This is a genomic window from Nocardia ninae NBRC 108245 (assembly GCF_007990755.1).
GTDB classification, from domain to species: domain Bacteria; phylum Actinomycetota; class Actinomycetes; order Mycobacteriales; family Mycobacteriaceae; genus Nocardia; species Nocardia ninae.
This window is the reverse complement of sequence record NZ_BJXA01000055.1, coordinates 1-18,796: the sequence shown is the minus strand read 5'-3', so window position 1 is coordinate 18,796 and position 18,796 is coordinate 1. Positions and strand designations below refer to the sequence as shown.

Annotated in this window: 25 protein-coding genes; 14 read left to right on the top strand and 11 right to left on the bottom strand. The window is 67.1% G+C overall.

All coding sequences use genetic code 11. The features are described from left to right. Positions 1-122: 122 nt before the first annotated feature. Positions 123-569, bottom strand: a complete 447-nt coding sequence (locus tag NN4_RS30510) for a DUF6918 family protein (protein WP_107659520.1) — start codon at positions 567-569, stop codon at positions 123-125. 143 nt (positions 570-712) lie between these two features. Further along, on the bottom strand, positions 713-1,369 hold the full coding sequence (locus NN4_RS30505) for a PaaI family thioesterase (protein ID WP_147138758.1): 657 nt from the start codon (positions 1,367-1,369) through the stop codon (positions 713-715). 93 nt (positions 1,370-1,462) lie between these two features. Between NN4_RS30505 and NN4_RS30500 the strand changes: the two genes are divergently transcribed. The 3 genes from NN4_RS30500 to menE all read left to right on the top strand — a co-directional run bounded on the left by NN4_RS30500 (position 1,463) and on the right by menE (position 4,238). Continuing rightward, complete coding sequence (locus NN4_RS30500) at positions 1,463-2,356, top strand: 1,4-dihydroxy-2-naphthoyl-CoA synthase (RefSeq protein ID WP_147138756.1); 894 nt, start codon at positions 1,463-1,465, stop codon at positions 2,354-2,356. A gap of 1 nt (position 2,357) precedes the next feature. Next, entirely contained in the window at positions 2,358-2,750 is a 393-nt protein-coding gene (locus tag NN4_RS30495) for a VOC family protein (protein ID WP_147138754.1), read from the top strand. Positions 2,751-3,104: 354 nt separating this feature from the next. Further along, positions 3,105-4,238 carry an o-succinylbenzoate--CoA ligase gene (gene menE, locus NN4_RS30490; RefSeq protein ID WP_147138809.1) on the top strand — a complete coding sequence of 378 codons (1,134 nt, stop codon included), beginning with the start codon at positions 3,105-3,107 and terminating at the stop codon, positions 4,236-4,238. 10 nt (positions 4,239-4,248) lie between these two features. On the opposite strand, the gene NN4_RS30485 is transcribed toward menE, so the two are convergent. Next, complete coding sequence (locus NN4_RS30485; RefSeq protein ID WP_147138752.1) at positions 4,249-4,677, bottom strand: TA system VapC family ribonuclease toxin; 429 nt, start codon at positions 4,675-4,677, stop codon at positions 4,249-4,251. Then, a complete protein-coding gene (locus tag NN4_RS30480; RefSeq protein ID WP_147138750.1) occupies positions 4,677-4,907 on the bottom strand; it encodes an antitoxin in 231 nt (76 codons plus the stop codon). The genes NN4_RS30485 and NN4_RS30480 overlap by 1 nt, the downstream gene beginning before the upstream one ends. Positions 4,908-4,999: 92 nt before the next feature. Between NN4_RS30480 and NN4_RS30475 the strand changes: the two genes are divergently transcribed. Both NN4_RS30475 and NN4_RS30470 read left to right on the top strand, forming a co-directional pair. Continuing rightward, positions 5,000-5,986, top strand: a complete 987-nt coding sequence (locus NN4_RS30475) for an ATP-binding cassette domain-containing protein (RefSeq protein WP_147138748.1) — start codon at positions 5,000-5,002, stop codon at positions 5,984-5,986. After that, the gene (locus NN4_RS30470; protein WP_147138746.1) at positions 5,983-6,819 is read left to right on the top strand and encodes an ABC transporter permease; all 837 of its coding nucleotides are present in this window, start codon (positions 5,983-5,985) and stop codon (positions 6,817-6,819) included. The genes NN4_RS30475 and NN4_RS30470 overlap by 4 nt, the downstream gene beginning before the upstream one ends. 87 nt (positions 6,820-6,906) lie before the next feature. Here the strand turns inward: NN4_RS30470 and NN4_RS30465 are convergent, their stop codons facing one another. Then, positions 6,907-10,290 (bottom strand): AfsR/SARP family transcriptional regulator, encoded by a 3,384-nt coding sequence (locus NN4_RS30465; RefSeq protein WP_147138743.1) that lies wholly within the window; start codon positions 10,288-10,290, stop codon positions 6,907-6,909. 87 nt (positions 10,291-10,377) lie between these two features. Here NN4_RS30465 and NN4_RS30460 point away from each other — a divergent pair, with 87 nt between their 5' ends. Further along, positions 10,378-10,845: an SRPBCC family protein gene (locus NN4_RS30460; RefSeq protein WP_147138741.1), complete on the top strand. Its 468-nt coding sequence runs from the start codon at positions 10,378-10,380 to the stop codon at positions 10,843-10,845. A gap of 89 nt (positions 10,846-10,934) precedes the next feature. Next, a complete protein-coding gene (locus NN4_RS30455; protein WP_147138738.1) occupies positions 10,935-11,804 on the top strand; it encodes a 1,4-dihydroxy-2-naphthoate polyprenyltransferase in 870 nt (289 codons plus the stop codon). Here NN4_RS30455 and NN4_RS30450 read toward each other — a convergent pair whose 3' ends face one another. From NN4_RS30450 to NN4_RS30430, 5 genes are all read right to left on the bottom strand, one after another. Then, on the bottom strand, positions 11,805-12,188 hold the full coding sequence (locus NN4_RS30450; protein WP_147138736.1) for a phage holin family protein: 384 nt from the start codon (positions 12,186-12,188) through the stop codon (positions 11,805-11,807). It lies immediately after the preceding gene. Between the two features lie 93 nt (positions 12,189-12,281). Then, on the bottom strand, positions 12,282-12,863 hold the full coding sequence (locus NN4_RS30445) for a Clp protease N-terminal domain-containing protein (RefSeq protein ID WP_147138735.1): 582 nt from the start codon (positions 12,861-12,863) through the stop codon (positions 12,282-12,284). Next, positions 12,863-13,084 carry a helix-turn-helix domain-containing protein gene (locus NN4_RS30440; protein WP_135233616.1) on the bottom strand — a complete coding sequence of 74 codons (222 nt, stop codon included), beginning with the start codon at positions 13,082-13,084 and terminating at the stop codon, positions 12,863-12,865. The genes NN4_RS30445 and NN4_RS30440 overlap by 1 nt, the downstream gene beginning before the upstream one ends. A gap of 181 nt (positions 13,085-13,265) precedes the next feature. Further along, a complete protein-coding gene (gene cds1, locus NN4_RS30435; protein ID WP_135233617.1) occupies positions 13,266-14,351 on the bottom strand; it encodes an L-cysteine desulfhydrase Cds1 in 1,086 nt (361 codons plus the stop codon). After that, the gene (locus NN4_RS30430) at positions 14,348-14,701 is read right to left on the bottom strand and encodes a DUF4229 domain-containing protein (protein WP_107659534.1); all 354 of its coding nucleotides are present in this window, start codon (positions 14,699-14,701) and stop codon (positions 14,348-14,350) included. Before NN4_RS30430 ends, cds1 begins: the two co-directional genes overlap by 4 nt. 184 nt (positions 14,702-14,885) lie before the next feature. Here NN4_RS30430 and NN4_RS30425 point away from each other — a divergent pair, with 184 nt between their 5' ends. Next, on the top strand, positions 14,886-15,095 hold the full coding sequence (locus NN4_RS30425) for a BldC family transcriptional regulator (protein WP_040739417.1): 210 nt from the start codon (positions 14,886-14,888) through the stop codon (positions 15,093-15,095). A 118-nt stretch (positions 15,096-15,213) separates the two neighbouring features. Beyond that, positions 15,214-15,423 (top strand): hypothetical protein, encoded by a 210-nt coding sequence (locus NN4_RS30420; protein ID WP_107660982.1) that lies wholly within the window; start codon positions 15,214-15,216, stop codon positions 15,421-15,423. A 28-nt stretch (positions 15,424-15,451) separates the two neighbouring features. Here NN4_RS30420 and NN4_RS30415 read toward each other — a convergent pair whose 3' ends face one another. Continuing rightward, positions 15,452-15,664, bottom strand: a complete 213-nt coding sequence (locus NN4_RS30415) for a hypothetical protein (RefSeq protein ID WP_107659535.1) — start codon at positions 15,662-15,664, stop codon at positions 15,452-15,454. A gap of 409 nt (positions 15,665-16,073) precedes the next feature. Between NN4_RS30415 and NN4_RS30410 the strand changes: the two genes are divergently transcribed. The 5 genes from NN4_RS30410 (at position 16,074) to NN4_RS30390 (ending at position 18,745) form a co-directional block, all read left to right on the top strand. Further along, the gene (locus NN4_RS30410; RefSeq protein WP_246181171.1) at positions 16,074-16,478 is read left to right on the top strand and encodes a hypothetical protein; all 405 of its coding nucleotides are present in this window, start codon (positions 16,074-16,076) and stop codon (positions 16,476-16,478) included. Further along, positions 16,475-17,257, top strand: a complete 783-nt coding sequence (locus NN4_RS30405; RefSeq protein WP_147138733.1) for a hypothetical protein — start codon at positions 16,475-16,477, stop codon at positions 17,255-17,257. Before NN4_RS30410 ends, NN4_RS30405 begins: the two co-directional genes overlap by 4 nt. Beyond that, the gene (locus NN4_RS30400) at positions 17,254-17,718 is read left to right on the top strand and encodes a roadblock/LC7 domain-containing protein (protein WP_246181170.1); all 465 of its coding nucleotides are present in this window, start codon (positions 17,254-17,256) and stop codon (positions 17,716-17,718) included. Before NN4_RS30405 ends, NN4_RS30400 begins: the two co-directional genes overlap by 4 nt. Positions 17,719-17,729: 11 nt before the next feature. Then, entirely contained in the window at positions 17,730-18,101 is a 372-nt protein-coding gene (locus tag NN4_RS30395; protein WP_135233620.1) for a hypothetical protein, read from the top strand. A 434-nt stretch (positions 18,102-18,535) separates the two neighbouring features. Further along, entirely contained in the window at positions 18,536-18,745 is a 210-nt protein-coding gene (locus NN4_RS30390) for a hypothetical protein (protein ID WP_147138731.1), read from the top strand. Positions 18,746-18,796: the final 51 nt, after the last annotated feature.

Sequence of the window (18,796 nt, the reverse complement as noted above, 5' to 3'; positions counted from 1 at the left end):
GCCCTGCTCACACCGGGAGGGGGTGTTGCGCTCCCACGAAACGCAGAACGCGCCGCACATCGGAAAGTACGGCCGCGGGCGGCCGGTCGATGTGCGACGCGTTCGTCGTGCACGGTCTTGATTCAGTTGGCGTGCTTCTGAATCAGGTCGCCGACGCGCGGCAGCGCCTCGATGACGTTCTTCTTCGCCGACGAACGCATCGACGAGTAGACCTTCTTCAGCGCGGGCCGGGTGGAGGCTTCGGCGCGGGCGTCGGTGACCGAGAGCAAGGCCTCGGCAACCTCGTCGGACTTGGCGACCAGCAGATCGCCGAACGTGCCGGACCCCGTAGCGGTGTATTCCTGCCAGAACGGGTCCAGCTGCGCAACGAGTTTGGGCGCCAACGACTCCAGGGCGTCGGGCACGATCGACGGGCTGATCTTCTTGACCGCCGCGTAGCCACCCTTCACAGCCAGGCCGGACGCACCACCCTTGTCCGAGACCTCGGCATCAAGAACCTCGACGGCATCGGCAAGGAAAGCCGGGCGCTTGGCGTCGTCGAGCAGGGATTCAGACAGTGCTGCAACCACTTTCAGGTCCTCCGGAATAGGTTTCGATGAACGAGCAGGCGCAACTATACGCATCCCCGCGCAACTGGTCGCGGCACTCACCCGCTAACACGGTTCGTCCCAAACGTGGCCTGCGCCACCGCAAATACAGACCGGACGGTCGCTCACGGCTGCCACGGCAGTAGCTGGACCATCAATCCCTCGCAGTCGGCGAGCACATTGCCCTGCTCATCGAGCAATTCCGCAGTGATGAAGGTCTTGCGGTCCTCGATCCGATCGACCCGCCCGCGCACGGTCAGCGGCGTCTCCAGCGGGGTGATCTTGCGGTAATTGACATGGAGATACGCGGTGCGACTGATCGGTCGCCCGGCGTAGTGCACGATCATGCCGAGCAGATCGTCGAACAGCAGCGGCAGCACGCCGCCGTGCGCCGCGCCGTTGCCGCCGAGGTGGAAACGGCGGAATTCACCGGTCATCCGGATGCCGTCCGGACCCGCCTCGACCACCCGCCACGGCAGCAACAGCAGACTGCCGCGGCCGGGCAGTTCGACGGCGCGGCCCGCAGGGCCCTGCAATTCCGGTGCGCGGTAGGGATCCAGCAGCGCGATCAGCTGTTCGGCCTGGGCGAGCGCGTCACCGAAGACCTCGTCGGGTGCGTCAACGGAAACCGCGAGATCCTGCAAGGTGCGCATGGCCTCGACGAAGGGGGCGAAGTTGCGCCCGAACTTCGCGCGGGACACCTTCGGAAATCCCCCGTGCTTCTCGTACCGGGACTCGTCCACCGCACTGCGGTCGATAACCGGTTTCACTCGCTCACTCATACCTGCACGGTAACCCGTTGTTTTACACCGTCAAGTCGGGACACTTCGGACACCGGACAAGCCGCCTGCGCGCCGCGGGCAATAATCACTGGGGTGACGTTCACTCCGAAGTTGTGGCGACCCGTCCCCGGGTTCGAGAATCTGACCGACATCACCTACCACCGGCATATCGAACAGGGCACGGTCCGTGTCGCGTTCAACCGGCCGGAGGTGCGCAACGCGTTTCGCCCGCATACGGTCGACGAGCTCTATCGAGCACTGGACCACGCGCGGATGACCCCGGACGTCGGCGCGGTCCTGCTCACCGGCAACGGCCCCAGCGAGAAGGACGGCGGCTGGGCCTTCTGCTCCGGCGGCGACCAGCGCATCCGCGGCCGCAACGGTTACCAGTACGCCAGCGGCGACACCGCGGACACCGTCGACCAGGCGCGCGCGGGCCGGTTGCACATCCTCGAGGTGCAGCGGCTGATCCGATTCATGCCGAAGGTGGTCATCGCGCTGGTGAACGGCTGGGCCGCGGGCGGCGGGCACAGCCTGCACGTGGTCTGCGACCTCACACTGGCCAGCCGCGAGCACGCCCGCTTCAAGCAGACCGACGCCGACGTCGGCAGCTTCGATGGCGGTTACGGCAGCGCCTATCTCGCGAAAATGGTGGGTCAGAAATTCGCCCGCGAGATCTTCTTCCTCGGCCGCCCGTACACCGCCGAGGAGATGCACCAGATGGGCGCGGTGAACAAGGTGGTCGACCACGCCGAGCTGGAAGATGTTGCGCTGGAATGGACCGCCGACATCAACGGCAAGTCACCGCAAGCGCAGCGCATGCTCAAGTACGCGTTCAACCTGCTCGACGACGGACTGGTCGGCCAGCAATTGTTCGCCGGTGAGGCGACGCGCATGGCCTACATGACCGACGAGGCCGTCGAGGGCCGCGACGCGTTCCTGGAGAAGCGCAAGCCCGACTGGACCCCCTACCCCTGGTACTTCTGACATGGACATTCTCAGCAGCCGCATCATTCTGCGGCCCGCCGACTACCAACGGGCCCTCGACTTCTATCGCGACGGGCTCGGGCTGGCCATCGCGCGCGAGTATCCGGGCGGCACGGTGTTCTTCGCCGGGCAGTCGCTGATCGAGGTGGCCGCGCACGGCGGATCCGGTGAGTCGTCGTCCTTCCGAGGTGCGATCTGGCTGCAGGTGCGCGACGTCGCGGATGCGGCCGCGGAACTCGCGGTGAAAGGCATCCCCCTCGACCGGGCGCCCGTGCAGGAGCCGTGGGGGCTGATCGAAATGTGGGTTCGCGACCCGGACGGGGTGCCGATCGTGCTGGTCGAGGTCCCGCCTTCGCATCCGATCCGACGGGATCCGCGCTGGTCAGCGGACTGACATTTTATTTGTACGCCCGCTCGGCCGCCGGACCGAGTTGCCAAGGTGCGCCACGGCGAGGACGATAGCGCTCGGAAGGCCCCCGACCGCCGATGTCCGGCCCGGCCACCATGCGTAACCCGTCCGACGAGTGAATCGCAGTCTCGATGCCTGGCGTACCTGAGCCCCATTTCCTGGGGGCGGCCGCACATGTCTCGCGCCGCCCCCGCAAACCGACCACCCGTTCCGCGTTCGGCGACGCGGCCATGACACGATCGCTGACGTGAGCGAGCGCAGTGGGGTTGTGAGTAAGCCCAACGGGTGTCTTGGCGCTGTTGAGGTGGAGTCGTGAGTCGTACGCTTCGCACTTTGCCGATGCCCACCGGCTCCGGTGCGGGCGAGGTGCTGCCGCATCTGCGGGAAGCGTTGGAGGGCAACGGTCCCGCGTGGCTGCCGATCCCGACCAGCGACCGCCGCGAGGCCAGGCGGCTCAGTGACGCGCTCGCGCCCGGCGAGACGATCGATGACGAGGTCGCGCTCGTGGTGACCACCTCCGGCACCACCGGGGTGCCCAAGGGCGCGATGCTCAGCGCGGCCGCGCTGCGGGCCAGCGGCACCGCTACGCACGACCGTCTCGGCGGTCCGGGCAGTTGGCTGCTCGCCCTGCCGACGCACCACATCGCGGGCATACAAGTGCTGCTGCGCAGCATTCTGGCCGGCACCCAGCCCACCATTCTCGATGTGTCGGGCGGCTTCCTGCCCGAGGCGCTGGCTGGTGCCGTATCGAGCATGCGCGGCGATCGCCGCTACACCGCGCTGGTGCCGACCCAGCTGATCAAGGCGCTGGACGCACCCGTCGCCGCGGCGGCGCTCGCCGAATTGGACGGTGTTCTCGTCGGCGGTGCGGCCACGCCGCCGCCGGTGTACGAGCGCGCGAAAGCGGCCGGTATCAACGTTGTTCGCACCTACGGCATGAGTGAGACCTGCGGTGGCTGCGTCTACGACGGCATCCCGCTCGACGGCACGCAGGTCCGCATCGAGGACGGCCGGGTGCTGCTCGGCGGATCGATGATCGCCTCCGGCTACCGCGGTCAGCCGGGCCATCCCGCCTTCGCCGAGCCCGGCTGGTTCCGCACCGAGGACGCGGGCGTCTTCGACGACGGCAGGCTGCGCATCACCGGCCGACTGGACGAGGCGATCATGACCGGCGGTCTCCTGGTGATCCCGCAGGTCGTCGAGGCCGTGCTGATGAACCACCCCGCCATCCGCGAGTGCGTGGTGCTCGGCCTGCCGGACGAGCGCCTCGGCCAGCGGGTCGCGGTCGTGGTGGTCCCCGCGCCCGGGGCTGTGCCGACTCTCGAGCAACTGCGCGAATTCATCGTGGCCGAACTCGATTCCATCGCGGCTCCCCGCGAACTCACCCTGGTGGACGAGATCCCGATGCGCGGCCCTGGTAAGCCGGACCGCACCATGCTCCGGGAGAACCTGCTCGCCGACTCGTCGCGCTGACCCGGCCGACTCAGTCCGCGAACGGGTCGCGGACGGAGATGGCCGGGTACTTCCGAAAGTCCCTGTCCCGGCTATAGATCGTCGATACGCCGTGCTCGAGCATGAGCGCGACGATCACCGCGTCGGGCACCTCATTGCCGCGGCCGCCACCGACGTGGCGGTAGCAGCGCCAGAAGTTCTCGCCCTCGGCGACCACCCGGATCGACGGCGACGCCAGCACCGCCTCGACTGCCTGCTGTGCCGTCGCGACTGGTAGCGGCGACGAGCAGATGGTCGGGTGCGTGACGATGCGCAGATAGCTCTGCAAGACGGGCCAGAACAGGGTGGTCAGTTCCGGCCCGCGCAGTAGATCTTGCACGAGCGCGGCGGCCTGCCGGTGCACCGGCGAACCGGCATCCGAGGCATAGATCAGGACGTTGGTGTCGACGGTGCGCGACATCAAGCATCCACGTCCAGCGCCGCGTACAGCGCGTGCTTGTCCTCGATATCGACCCGCAGGCCCAGAGTCGTGCTGGGCCAAGCGATATCGGCGGCGACTACCTGTTCGTCCTCCGCGAGCGTACGAGCGAGCAGTTCGGAAACCAATTGCCCCAACGTCTTCCCCTCCCGTTTGGCCCGACGCCGCAGCTGCTCCAAGACGACCGCGTCGATGTCTATTGTCGTCCGCATGCATCTGATGCTACGCGTAAACGCATCTGATGCAAGAGGTGTGTCACTGCCATGCAAGGGTCATGCAAGAGAGGGGCCGCACAGTCATCCTCATGACTTCTTTCACACCCACTTCAGCACTCGCCGTCGAGGCGGACGAGCTGGTCAAGGTGTTCGGGGACCGGCGCGCCGTCGACGGGGTGAGCCTGGCGGTGCCGCAGGGCTCGGTGTACGGCGTGCTCGGACCGAACGGCGCGGGCAAGACCACGACCATCAAGATGCTGGCCACGTTGCTTCGCCTCGACGGCGGCAGCGCCCGCATCTTCGGCCACGATGTGGTCGCCGAACCGACGGCCGTGCGCTCCCTCGTCGGCGTCACCGGGCAGTACGCCTCGGTCGACGAGGACCTGTCGGCCACCGAGAACCTGATCCTGTTCTCCCGCCTGCTCGGCCTCGGCCGGACCGACGCTCGCCGCAAGACGGTCGAGCTGCTCGAGGAGTTCGACCTGGTGGAGGCGGCGGCCAAGCCGCTGAAGAACTTCTCCGGCGGCATGCGGCGCAGACTCGATCTCGCCGCCAGCCTGATCGCGACGCCGCCGCTGCTGTTCCTCGACGAGCCGACCACCGGACTCGACCCGCGCACCCGCGCCCAGATGTGGGAGACCATCCGCAGGCTGGTCCGCGGGGGCACCACGGTGCTGCTGACCACCCAATACCTCGACGAGGCCGACCAATTGGCCGACCGCATCGCGGTGATCGACCACGGCCGGGTGATCGCCGACGGCACCGCCGACGAACTCAAGGCCTCGGTCGGCGGCTCCTCGCTACACCTGACCCTGGTCGACCGCGGTCACCTCGAGACGGCCCGCCGCGTCGTCAGCGAATTCCTCGGCGTGGACGCCGTGGTCACCCCCGAGGCCGGCCGCCTCACCGCACCGCTGCGCGACGCCGGGGTGACCGCCGATCTGCTGATCCGCCTGCGCGAGCGGGAGATCGGCATCGACGAGATCACCGTCAGCAAGCCGAGCCTCGACGAGGTCTTCCTCACCATCACCGGCCACCCGGCCGCCGACAACGATTCCGAACGGAGCGCGGCATGACCACCATCACCGCACCGACCACGACGCGCCGCGCGGCGCCGGTCAATATTCCAGCGGTCAGCAACCGTCTCCCGTTGCGCCGCACCGTCGAAACCTCGTTCACGATGGCCTACCGGGGCCTGCTGAAGATCAAGCACAACCCGGAACAGCTGTTCGACGTGACGGTGCAGCCGATCCTGTTCACCGCGTTGTTCGCCTACATCTTCGGTGGCGCGATCGGCGGCAGCGTGCACGACTATCTGCCGACCCTCATCCCGGGCATCCTGGTGCAGACGGTGATCCTGACGTCGGTCGTCACCGGCACCCAGTTGCGTGAGGACATGGACAAGGGCGTCTTCGATCGGTTCAAGTCCCTGCCGATCGCCCGCATTTCGGCATTGGCCGGTGCGCTCATCGCCGACATGGTGCGCTACACCATCGCGACGGTGCTCACCATTGTGGTCGGGCTGTGCCTCGGCTACCGGCCCGGCGGCGGTTTCGCCGGTGTGTTCGCCGCCGCGCTGGTGATCATCGCCTGCTCGTTCGCGGTCAGCTGGATCTGGGCGCTGGTGGGTGTCACCGGCAAGAGTGCCTCCAGCGTGCAAGGCATTTCGATGATCATCATGTTCCCGCTGACGTTCATGTCCGGCGCGCTGGCACCGGTGCACACGATGCCCGGCTGGTTGCAAGGCGTGAACCACGTGAATCCGGTGTACTACATGGTGAACGCGTGCCAGGACCTGATGAACGGCAACGTCTACGGCGCCAACCTGGCCTATTCGCTGATCGGCTCGGTGGTGGTGATCGCCATTTTCGCCCCGCTCGCCGTGAAGGCGTACATGCGCCGGGCGTGACAGCCGAAAACCGAAGGGGCACAACGCCGGGTGACAAGGTCGCCCGGCGTTGTGTGGTCAGTACCTCGAACATGCACCAACGGCGAGTCACCGCATGTTCTGAAACTCCCGCAGTATCTGCAGGATTCGCTCAGCCGACCCTTGTCTGCGCAGCTCGACCGCCTCGGCCCGCGCCTGCGCGAACCGATCCGCACCGAGCAGCCGACCGGCCAGCTCGGCGTGTGTCGACCAGCGCATGGACGGATAGTCCTGGCGGCAGTACACATTCGGCGCCAAGGCCACCAATTCCAGCCCGCGAATCGGATCCTGGCCGGTGGTGATCGCATACGAGCCGACGGCGCAGGCGATGCCGCCGATCTGCGGTAGATCGGTGTACTGCACCATCATCCCTAGTCCCCGCTCGATCAGTTGGTCGACCAACTCCCGCGCCGTGTCGGCCGCGCCGTACAGCACCCGGGCGTCCACGGCGGAAGCGGCGAGCATGAGCAGGCCCTGCCCCGGGCCGCCGTCGATGTCCGGCCAGCCGGACAGCTCCAAGGCCCGGTCGTAACGGTGCAGCCCCTCCGCGATATCCCCCTTGCCGAGCGCCATCTCTGCGGCGCTGTGCAGGACGACAGCGAGCAGATGATTCTTCGCCGGAACGGTGTTCTCGACTTCGGATGAGCCGAAAGCAAGGTCGAGCTCGTGCTCGGCAGCAGCCAGTTCGCCCGCACCCAACAGCGCCGCGACCAGCATGCTGCGGGTCTCGACGGTGTCCTCGTAGGCGCCCAAGCGTTGCAACATGTCGAGCGAACGGTGGTAGTGCACAACCGCTTTCGAGTACTCCGCGATCTGGCCGTATACCTGGCCGAGGTGCCTGCTCACCATGGCCGCGTTCCACACGTTCTCCGGCCCGAAGATGTCCTGCGCGCGGACCGCGTCCACCGTCGAGCCGCGCACGTCGCCGAGGTTCTCCTTGATGTTCGCGCGCAGCAGCAATGCGCTGCCCCGGGTTTCGGCATCCCGGGATCGAACGGCCCGCGCGATCAACCGGGCCAGGCCGCGACCGTCCGGCCTGCACAGCACGAGGCCGCTGACGAAGCGGACGCTGGGGCTGAGATCGGTTCGACCGCAGTGCATTCGGCGCACCCGGGTACGCATCCGGGCCAGTTCGCGCACCGCGCCGGGCAGGTGGGTGAAGTGCAGGACCATCGTCTGATAACTCATCAGCACCAGATCGGCGGGTGGCGCGTTCGGGCTGGTCGCGTCCGGCTCGAGCGGGGCGATCCGCCTGGCCCAGGCGATCACCTCCATGTGTGAACCGCGCAGCATCCACAAGCCTGCGACGACCGGGAAGACGGTGTAGGCGGTATCGGCGTCCCGATTGTCGATCGCGGTGCGCAGCGTCGCGAGCAGATTGTCCAGCTCGGTGGCCACCGACAGCGCGAGCCGCACCTGGTCACCGGTGGCGTAGCTGCCCACCACGTCCACGGCGAATGCCCTGGCCCACGCCAGCATTCGAGTGGTGACCAGATCGGCTTCGCCCGGCTGAGCGGCAAGCTGCTCCTCGCCGTATTCGCGAACCGTCTCCAGCATGCGGTAGCGGGTGCCGAGCGCGTCCTCGTCCAGCACGGTGAGCAGCGACTGGTTCACCAAACCGTCCACCGCCGCGGCGACATCGTCGATCTCGGGGCCGCCCGCGACCATCTCAGCGGCGGACAGGGTGAAACCTGCTGGGAATCGGCACAATCGGCGCAGAGCAGCCTGCTGCGCCCCGTCCAGCAGATTCCAGCTCCAGTCGATCACGGCGTGCAGGGTGCGGTGACGCTCCGGCGAACTGCGATCGCCGTGGCGAAGCAGCGAAAACCGGTCGGCCAGACCGAGATTGATCTCCTCGACACTCATCGCCCGGACCCGCGCGGCGGCAAGTTCGATGGCCAACGGCAGCCCGTCGAGGGTGTGGCACAGCTGCGCTACCACGTCGGGGTCGAGCCGCACGCCAGGGCGGATCGACCTGGCCCGCGCCGCGAACAACTCCGTCGCGGGCGACCCGGCGGGGTCGATGGTCAATGACGGTAGCGGGTAGACGGTTTCGGCGGTGATCATCAACGGCGCCCGGCTGGTGGTCAGCACAGTCAGCCGATCCGCGGCACCGATCAGGTCGGCGACCACCACCGCGACGCCATCGATCACATGCTCGCAGTTGTCCAGGATCAACAGCATGGGGCGCGCGGACACGGCTTCGTGCAGGCGCTTACGGGCGTCGATGCGGCTGATCAAGCTGGTGGTGCCGTACGTCAGGTCGCTCAGGCCGAGCACGGCGCTGATCGCGGCCTCGATCTCGACCGGGGCGTCGGCGGCGTCGGCCCGGAGCGAGGCCAGTTCCACCAGCACCACGCGGCGGGCGCCCGCGACGCGGGCACCGACCTCGTTGGCAATGCGCGTCTTTCCCGACCCGCCGGGGCCGAGCACGGTCGTCACCCTGGACGTGCGCAGCAGGGTGTCGAGCGCGGCCAGATCGTCCTCGCGACCGAGCAGTGCGTTGGGCGCCGCCCGCAGGCCGATCGCCGCGGGCACACCGAACTCGGTGTTCGCGTCGAGTGGTGCGGGACTGCCGTTGCCGGAAACTGTGGTGGGGCTGGGCGTCCGCAACAAGCTCTCGTTACCGGCGCGGACGGCAGAACCGTTGGGGCTCAATGGTTCTCCGCGCAGAATCGACGTGTTCAGCTCGACGAGCGCAGGCCCTGGGTCCGCACCGAGATGCTCGACCAGCCGAATTCGGAAGGCGGCAAACGATTCCAGCGCCTCGTTGGGTCGGCCCGCCGCGGCGAGCAGCCGCATCACCGCCAGCTGAGCCGGCTCGTCCACCGGGTTGACCTCGGCCCGGAGCCGGGCGATCCGCAACGCGCCGTCGAGGTCGCCGATCGACTCGCGGGCCGCCAGCTCGAGCGCATCCAGCTCGGCCAGCCTGCTCGTCGCCGCGGCGTCCAAGGCGTCGGCGACCTCGCCCGGCGGCAGATCGGCGCCGGGTTCACCACGCCACAGCGCACGTGCCTGCGCGATCAATTCGAGGCAGCCCGCGTCGTCGCCTGCGTTCCGGCAGGCACGAGCCTGCTGCCCGAGTTCGGCGACGCGCGTCAGGTCCACCTGATCCGCGGGCAAGGTCAACCGGTATCCGGCGGGCCCGATTTCCAGCGCACCGTCCGGCAGTGCGGAGCGCAGCCGGGACACCTGAGTGTGCAGTGCGTTCATCGGCGCGCGCGGCGGCTGCTCGCCCCACACGTCGTCGATCAGGGACTGGGCGCTGCGGCTACGGCCGGGCCGCAACGCCAAAGCGGCGAGCAGCAAGCGCGAACGCGCACCGGGTAGCGCGGTGAGCGCGCCGTCTCGGCGCAGCGCGATCTCGCCCAGCAGGGCGACCACCACCGGTTCACCTGCGGGCGTCCGCCACAGTTGACCGCGACCGTTCGGGCCGCTCTGATCCGACAACATCCCGCGGCCATCGTATGCGAGCGGCGCTGACCGAGCCGACATGGTTTTTCACCCCATTTCCAGTGGTCGGTCGCCTACGCTGTCCGCATGGCTGAGTTCGAAGTGGTCCGGCAGGCCGTGATCTCGGCCGAGCCGTCGCGGATTCACGGGCTGATCGACAACCTGCACGAGTGGACCAAATGGTCGCCGTGGGAGGACATCGATCCGCAGCTGCAGCGCACCTATTCCGGGCCGGATGCCGGCGTCGGCGCCACCTACGCCTGGATCGGTGACCGCAAGGTCGGCAGCGGAAACATGGAGATCATCGCGAGCGCCGAGCGCGAGATCGGGATCCGGCTGATCTTCGAGAAGCCGTGGAAGGCCACCAACCAGGTCATGTTCGAGCTGAACCCGACCGAGTCCGGTGCCACCGAGGTGGTCTGGCGGATGACCGGCGAGCAGCGGGGCTTGATGCGTGTGCTGTCGAAGGTGATCCCGACCGACCGGATCGTCGGCAAGGACTTCGAGAAGGGCCTCGCCCGGTTGAAAGCGGTCGCCGAGGCCAACGGGCGCTGAGCGGCCGACAGCGCAGGCGGCCGGGTCCGGACCCGGCCGAGCGCGGGCTCTGAGCGGCCGGTGTCCGGCCGCGACATTATGCTGCGGGAATGGCTACTGCAGCGCAATGGATCGAGGGCGCGCGTCCACGCACCCTGCCGAACGCAATCGCCCCCGTGCTGGCAGGCACCGGTGCCGCCGCCTCGCTCGACGGCGCGGTGTGGTGGAAAGCGATTCTCGCGCTGCTGGTTTCGCTGGCCCTCATCATCGGCGTCAACTACGCCAACGACTACTCCGACGGCATTCGCGGCACCGACGACGTACGGGTCGGCCCGGTGCGCCTGGTCGGGCAGCGGCTCGCCTCGCCCACCGCGGTGCGCAATGCGGCAATGCTGAGCCTCGGCATCGCCGCGGTAGTCGGCCTCGTGCTCGCGGCCACGACGGCCTGGTGGCTATTGCTCGTCGGCGTGGCCTGCCTGGCGGGTGCCTGGTTCTACACCGGCGGCAGCAAGCCCTACGGCTACAGCGGATTCGGTGAGATCGCGGTGTTCGTGTTCTTCGGCTTGATCGGCGTGCTCGGCACCGAATTCGTGCAAGCGGAGAAAATCGACTGGGCCGGTGCGGTGCTCGCGGTCTCGGTCGGGGCCTTCTCCAGCGCGGTGCTCGTCGCGAACAACCTGCGCGACATCCCGACCGACTCGCAATCCGGAAAGGTCACCCTCGCGGTCAAGCTCGGCGACCCGCGCACCAGGACGCTGCAGCTCGCCCTGCTGACCGTCCCGTTCCTCGGCACTCTGCTGCTGGTGGCGCGCACCCCGTTCGCGCTGGTCGGACTGCTCGCCATTCCGCTCGCGGTGCGCGCCAATGCCCCGGTCCGGTCCGGCAAGGGTGGCCTGGAACTCATTCCGGCGCTGCGCGATTCCGGCCTGGCGATGCTCGCCTGGTCCGCACTCACCGCCCTGGCCATCAGCTTCGGGTGATCAGTCGCCGTCCGGGACGAGAATGCCCAGGACCCAGTTGACGATCGAGACGATCAGGCCGCCGATGATCGCCGCCCAGAGGCCGTCGACGCGCAGGCCGTAGTCGGTGGTCTCGGTGATCTTCGCGGTCAGCCACAGCATGAGCGCGTTGATCACCAGCAGGAACAGGCCGAGCGTAACGATCACCAGCGGCAGCGACAGCAGCTTGATGATCGGCTTGACCAGCGCGTTCACCACCGTGAACACCACGGCGACGGCGAGCAGGACGAGAATCTTGCCGCCGTTGCCGTTCTCCGCCGGACTGATGATGTCGATCTTGTCGACCCAGGCGGCGGCCAGCCAGATGGCTACCGCGTTGATGACCAACCGAATCAGAAGCTGCATGCGCTCATGCTAAGGCGAGTGCCCGGCCTGCGCTCGGCCCGACGCGGCCGACGCCGGACTTCAGCGCGTCGCGCGGTACACCCGTCCGCCGCTTCAGGCTGCGCGATCGAGCAGCGCGAGCACCTTCGGCCGCAACTCGTGGATCCGGTCGGAGCCGCCGAGCAGGCCGAAGGTCGTCTGATTGGGGGCACGCAGGATCGCGAGCAGCAGATGCCCGGATTCGATGGTCTTGTCCTTGCGCGCCAATGCTTCCCGCAGCGACAGTTCGAGCACCTTTTTCGCGTCCCGGGTGAACGGGATGTGCCCGAAGTCGCCGCCGCGACCCCAACCGAACAGGCCGCGCTTCTCCTGCGGTGCCGCGCGATCGAGGGCGTCCTCACCGAAGTTCTCGGCCAGTGTCTCGCGCACGGCGTCGAGATCGATGCCGATCGAACGCAACGCCTCCGCGTCCTCCGCGCCGAGCGGTTCGCCCTTTCCGCGCTTGGCCAGTGCGCTCATCACGCTGTCGTGGGTGATGTCCACGTCGGCCAGTAGCGCCTTCAGATCGTCCTCGCCCTGCGACAGCAGGCCGAGCAGCACGTGCTCGATCTCGATGGCGGAGGAGCGCAGTTCGCGCGCGTCCTCCTGGGCCGACACGACGGCCATCTTCGCCGACTTGGTGAACCGTTCGAACATCAGCGGTTCCTGCCTTTCCGGTTGTGTTTCTGGTGGGCTGCCTGCTTGCTGACCTCGAGCGCCTCCGCGATCGCCTGCCAGGACCAGCCCTGTTCGCGGGCGTTGGCCACCTGGATCGCCTCGAGGCGTTCGAGCAGCCGCCGCAGGGCGAGCACCGCCCGCAGCCCGACTTCGGGGTCGGGGCTGCCCGCGGCGGCCGCCAGAGTGGTTGCTTCTGTCATGGCGTCAATTTTGATTGACGACATGGGTAGTTGTCAACAAAAATTGACGCGCTGCGCGTTCGCGTTCAGCGAAGGAGCGGGCGGACAGCACGAAGGCCACCTTCGATCGGGTGCCGTTCCCGAGTGAAGGTGGCCTTCAATGGATCGTTAAGTAGCCTGGGCCCGACCGTACGAGAAGCGCTCAGCCCGCCCATTCGCCGGTGGCCGCGAACTTGTCCAGGATCGCGGTCGGTTCGGCGAGGCTCAGGCCCTGGGACTCGACCCACGCGTCATCGAAATACGTTCCGGCATAGCGGTCTCCGCCGTCGCACAGCAGCGTGACGACGCTGCCGCCGCGCCCCGCGGCCAGCATCTCGGCGATGATGCCGAACACGCCCCACAGGTTGGTGCCGGTGGAACCGCCGACCCGGCGCCCGAGCACCCGGCTCGCGTACCGCGCCGCCGCGATGGAGCCCGCGTCGGGCACCTCGATCATCCGATCGACCACCTCGCCGACGAACGACGGCTCGACCCGTGGCCGTCCGATTCCCTCGATGCGCGAAGACATTCCGGTCTCGTAGCCCGCGTCGCCGGTCTCGTAGCCGCCGTAGAACGCGGAGTTCTCCGGGTCGACGACGGCCAATTTCGTTGCGTGCCTGCGGTATCGGATGTAGCGGCCGATGGTGGCGCTGGTGCCGCCGGTGCCCGCACCGACCACCACCCACTCCGGCACCGGATGGGACTCCAACGCCATCTGCTGGAAAATGGATTCGGCGATGTTGTTGTTGCCGCGCCAGTCGGTGGCGCGCTCGGCATGGGTGAACTGGTCCATGAAGTGGCCGTTGCATTCGGCGGCGAGGCGGGCCGCCTCGGTGTACATGTCGGGTGGGCGTTGCACGAAATGGCAACGGCCGCCTTGCGCTTCGATCAGCGCGATCTTCTGCGGCGAGGTGCTCGCGGGCATCACCGCGACGAAATCCAGTCCGAGCAGCTTCGCGAAATACGCCTCACTGACCGCGGTGGAGCCCGAGGTCGCCTCGACCACCGTGGTGCCCTCGCCGACCCAGCCGTTGCAGATCGCGTACAGGAACAGGGATCTGGCGAGCCGATGCTTGAGACTGCCGGTGATATGGGTGGATTCGTCCTTCAGATACAACTGAACATTCCACGCGGCGGGCAGCGGATACCGGAGCAGGTGGGTGTCGGCGCTGCGCTGAGCGTCGGCGTCGATGAGCCGCACCGCGTTGTCCACCCAGTCGCGCGGGGTGCTGCGATCGCAGGACTTCACGATGTCCCCTGATTGTCCTCGGGCGCCTCGCCGCGCAGCCGGGCGCGCAACTGGGCCTTGTCGTGCCTGCGGCGTTCGTCCACCACCGCGATGTCCTCGTTGACCCGGGTGCGCAGCCGCTTGAACAGCGTCAGCGACAGCGGCATGGCGATGATCAGCGCAAACAGCGCCGCGACCACCAGCGGGATGTCCACCGACACCAGCCGGGCCACCAGCATGATCAGCACGGTGATCAGCACGACCAGGCCGAGCCTGGCCACCGTGTACAGACCGAGATCGCGGGCGAGCCGACGGCCCGCGCCAGCGGTTTGCTGTCCAGGAGCACCATCAGGTGGAGTTGCGTCACTCACGTCGATCAGCCTATGCGAAGCTGTTGCCCGCGCTCGGCGCACACCTGTTGCCGAGGTCGTAGAGCGTATCCGATTTGTCTATTACTTCCCCTTTACCAACAGTAGGTGGTTCGAGTACCTAGGGGTTTCAGTGCAACGATGTCGCCATCTGATGAGGGAACTGTCGAGAACGGAGAGGTTTGCTATGAGTGCGATCACCGTCGGCGGCCAGGACACCCTGCTGACACCAGGGCAGGTTGCTGCCATGTTCCACGTCGATCCAAAGACGGTCACCCGCTGGGCCCATGCCGGGCGTCTCGGATCGTTGCGCACACCGGGCGGACATCGCCGGTTCCGCGAATCAGAGGTAATGCAGCTGCTCAAGTCGCTCACCACCGAGGCGACCGCACGCTGACTGCGGGCCGCGCGGGCCCATCGTGCCGGGGCCCGCGCCCACCCGTGACACTGATTTCACGGCTGCGGTGTGCGCAGGTTGCGCACGGGACTACCCTCGTAACCAGGAGGTGAGCGACGTGACGTACCTGTTGGCACTCATCGCGGTCGTGGCAGTCGCGGTGTTGTGCTGGAAAGCGTTCGGCCCCGAGAAGACTGCCGGACCGACCGCCGGCCCTACGCGTCCACCGCAGCGCAAGCGTGTCGTCGGCCCGGACGACGACCCGGAGTTCCTCTGGCGGCTATCCCGCCAGCATCGCGACGGAGAACCCGGCAGCACCGAGCGCTGAGCGCTCGCCCCGGATCCCCTTTCGCGCACTACATCTCACCGTCGGCGTAGTTGCGGGCGTGCAACCCTTCGCTCGCGCGTAGTCGATTCGCGAGCATCGCCAGATAGTGCTGCGCCTCCACGGACAGGCCCGCCGCCGTCTGTGCCAGCCTGCGCAACGCACTGTTGTTCAACTGCTCGACCACACTTCCGTCCGCGTCGACAACCGCAGCCGGGAGATAGGTGAAGTAATCGGAATCCAAGAGCCCGTCTCCTCGAAACTGTGTGCGCAGGATCAGCGCATCGCATGTAGACAGGACACGGCGTTTCGCCGAACGGCACGCCGAGGTGGACGTGATGTGCGCCACTACGATGCGGACGGTAATTGTGCGAGTGGGCGGCCGCCTCGCCCGGAGTCATGCTGGCGCCCCGCCAGGACTCCCGAGCCGGATCCCGCACGCACCCATCGACCAGCGATCCGCGAAAGTCGAAATGGTAGAAACCACAAGGTATTCAATACTGCACAGTATTCAGTACTGAAAGAAAATGGATACTGCGAGGTATTGAATACCAAAAGGTCCTATTCGAGATATTTTGGAGCACTATTTTGCGGCATTTACCGCATGTTCTACATCGACGGTGTGTAGCGTCTGGATTTCTTGAACCCCTGATATGACAAGTGGTGGCGCGGTGCTCGGTGTTGACGGCTGTCTGGAACGCATCATGGACATTCCCGGCGCGCGCAGCGCGACCCTGGTGGACGCCGCCAGCGGTCTGGCGATCGCCACCGCGGGACTGCACCAGGGCGTCGATCAGCACGAAGCCGCGGCCACCAGTACCGACGTCGTGCGCGCCGTACTCGACTGTCCCGCATTGACGAACGGCCACCACGATGAAAACCTCACTGAGATCATCGTCTGCGGCACCCACGTTTATCACCTGTTGAATCTGGTGCACGGAGACTTCGACGGCCGGCTTTTCGTCCATGTCCTCTTGGACGACGACACCGGCAACTTGGCGATGGCACGGTTCCGGCTGCACGGAATTCTCGCCGAATTCGCCGGGGCCGGGTCATGAGCGGTGAGCTCGCCGATGAACTGCGACGACTGGAAAACGAAAAACGTACCGGCGTGCTGTTCGTCGGCGACGGCGCCTTTCATCTCGCCGAAGGAGCCGTCACCGCCGCCGATTGCTTGCGGACGAGCGGGCTGGCCCGGCTGGTATCGGAAGCAGGAATAGCTACCACCGAGGACTGGCGTGCCGCCGAGGGCGGCTATCCGGAGCGGGTGCTGACCCAGCCGCGACTGGAAACTTTGGCGCTGCTTTCGGTTTTCGATGCCGCCTACTTCCTGCTCGACACCCCCGCGGTCCCCGAATTCCGGTCCGCACCACCGCATTGGCTCACCGCGGTCTGCCGTATCGCGCCACACGTGCTGGTCCAGGAATGTGTGCGCCGCAGCGACCCGGCGGGCACACCGTGGCCCGCACGGCTGGTCGACCGCGCGCCGGTCGTGCCGGTCCGCCGCGGCAGCCGACGCGTCGTCCTCACCGCAGGACAGGCCGAGGTGCTCGCCGCTGCGGACACCCGCCGCAGCGTCACCGGGATCGGCGAATACCTCGGCCGCACCACCTTTGGCTGTCTGGTGGCGGTGCGGGAACTGACTACGGCCGGGCTGATCGAGCCGCCCGTCCCGGTGCTGCCCGCCGAGGCCATGGTCAACCCGCTGCGCGCCGACGCCGTACCGCCCCGGCGCCGCCGGGCCCGACCGAGCGGGCCCGTTGCTGCTCAGGGCCGTTGGGAGCCGGTAGATCCCGGCATGCTCGTTCGCCTGCGGGCGGCTTTGGAGGATGCGTGACCGCGCGGAAAAGACTGCTCGGCGAACTGATGGGAAGGTTGACCAAGGTGTCGACGTCCGGACCCGAACCGAACGCGGCGGTGCTGGCGGAACTGAAAGCGCTACGCGAACGCGTCCCGCGGCTGACCGGCACGCTGGTGGCCTCCAGCGACGGGCTGCTCGTCGCGCACGATCTACCCGCGTACATCGAACCCGGCGGCATGGCCGCGCTGGCCGCCGCGCAGCTGTCGCTGTCCTACCGCCTGGCGACGACCGCACACGGCGGCGGGTTCAACGAGGTCGTGGTGCACGGCGCCGAGGGGCACGTGGTCGTCTACGCGGCGGGCTGGACCTCATTGACCGTGCTGGCCGGCCCCGAAGTGAACGTCGGCAGGCTCCATCTGGAATCGCGTCCGGTGGCCCGGGCGATCGCCGACCACATGGCGGCCAACGGAAAAGACCAGGCAACGAAAACCGAATGAAAGGAACAGACATGTCCAACCTGGATCTGTCACTGAAGGACATGATGGTGATCGACGGTGCGATCGGCGCCGCCGTCGTCGACTACAACAGCGGCATGGCGCTAGGCACCCTCGGCAGTTCCAAGGCACTGGACCTCCAGGTCGCTGCGGCGGGCAACACCGAGGTCGTGCGCGCCAAAATGCGCACCATCGAGCAGCTCGGCCTCAACGAGGGCATCGAAGACATCCTCATCACGCTGTCCGCCCAGTACCACCTCATCCGCCCGATGACCGGCCGCAAATCCAAGGGCCTGTTCCTCTACCTCGCCCTCGACCGCAACCGCGCGAACCTCGCCCTGGCCCGCCACCGCATCAAGAGCATCGAGGAAGAGCTCGAGGTGTAGTCCACCCGGCATGCCACTGCCTGGATGGCATCCGAACGAGCCGCAAGCCCCGCCCTCCTCCTGATGCGAGAGCGGGGCTTGCGCCGATCAATTACGCATTTTTTGCGTACTCGAACAACAAACACGCCTAGTTCGGCGGGAACATGATTACCTCCGAAATATGACCAGCGCCAGCTCCTGAAATAGCGACTATCCGACTGGGCTGTCTATTAAGAGACCTTCTCTTGTTCACTGAGCGACTAGCGGTGAAGTAACAAACCGCCGGCATTTTCCGATCCGCGATGTGCCCTTACATCGCCAGCCAGGGAAGCTCCCGTGCCGACACAGGCAGAAATTCGGCGCCACGGGGAGCGCAGGCCCCTATCATTTCGCTGTTGACGGACACCAGGAACTAGAACTAATGCCCCATTATCCGCTCCAGGAAGGCGCATCCAATGGGCTCGGTAGAACTCGGATCGGCGGTTGTTTTTATCGGCTCTGCGGCGCTGACCGCGATGGGCGGCGGACCAGCGCTTGTCGCCCTCGGCTCTGCGGCGCTGACCGCGGCAGCGGTCCTGGCCGGAATAGCGGCCAACGTCATCGGGATTCCGGCCAGCATCATTGCGATGCTTATCGGGCTGGGATTGCTGCCCCCGCGTCCGTGAGGAATCGGCTACTTACTGCCGGAACCTGACCGACACCGGATCAGGTAGACG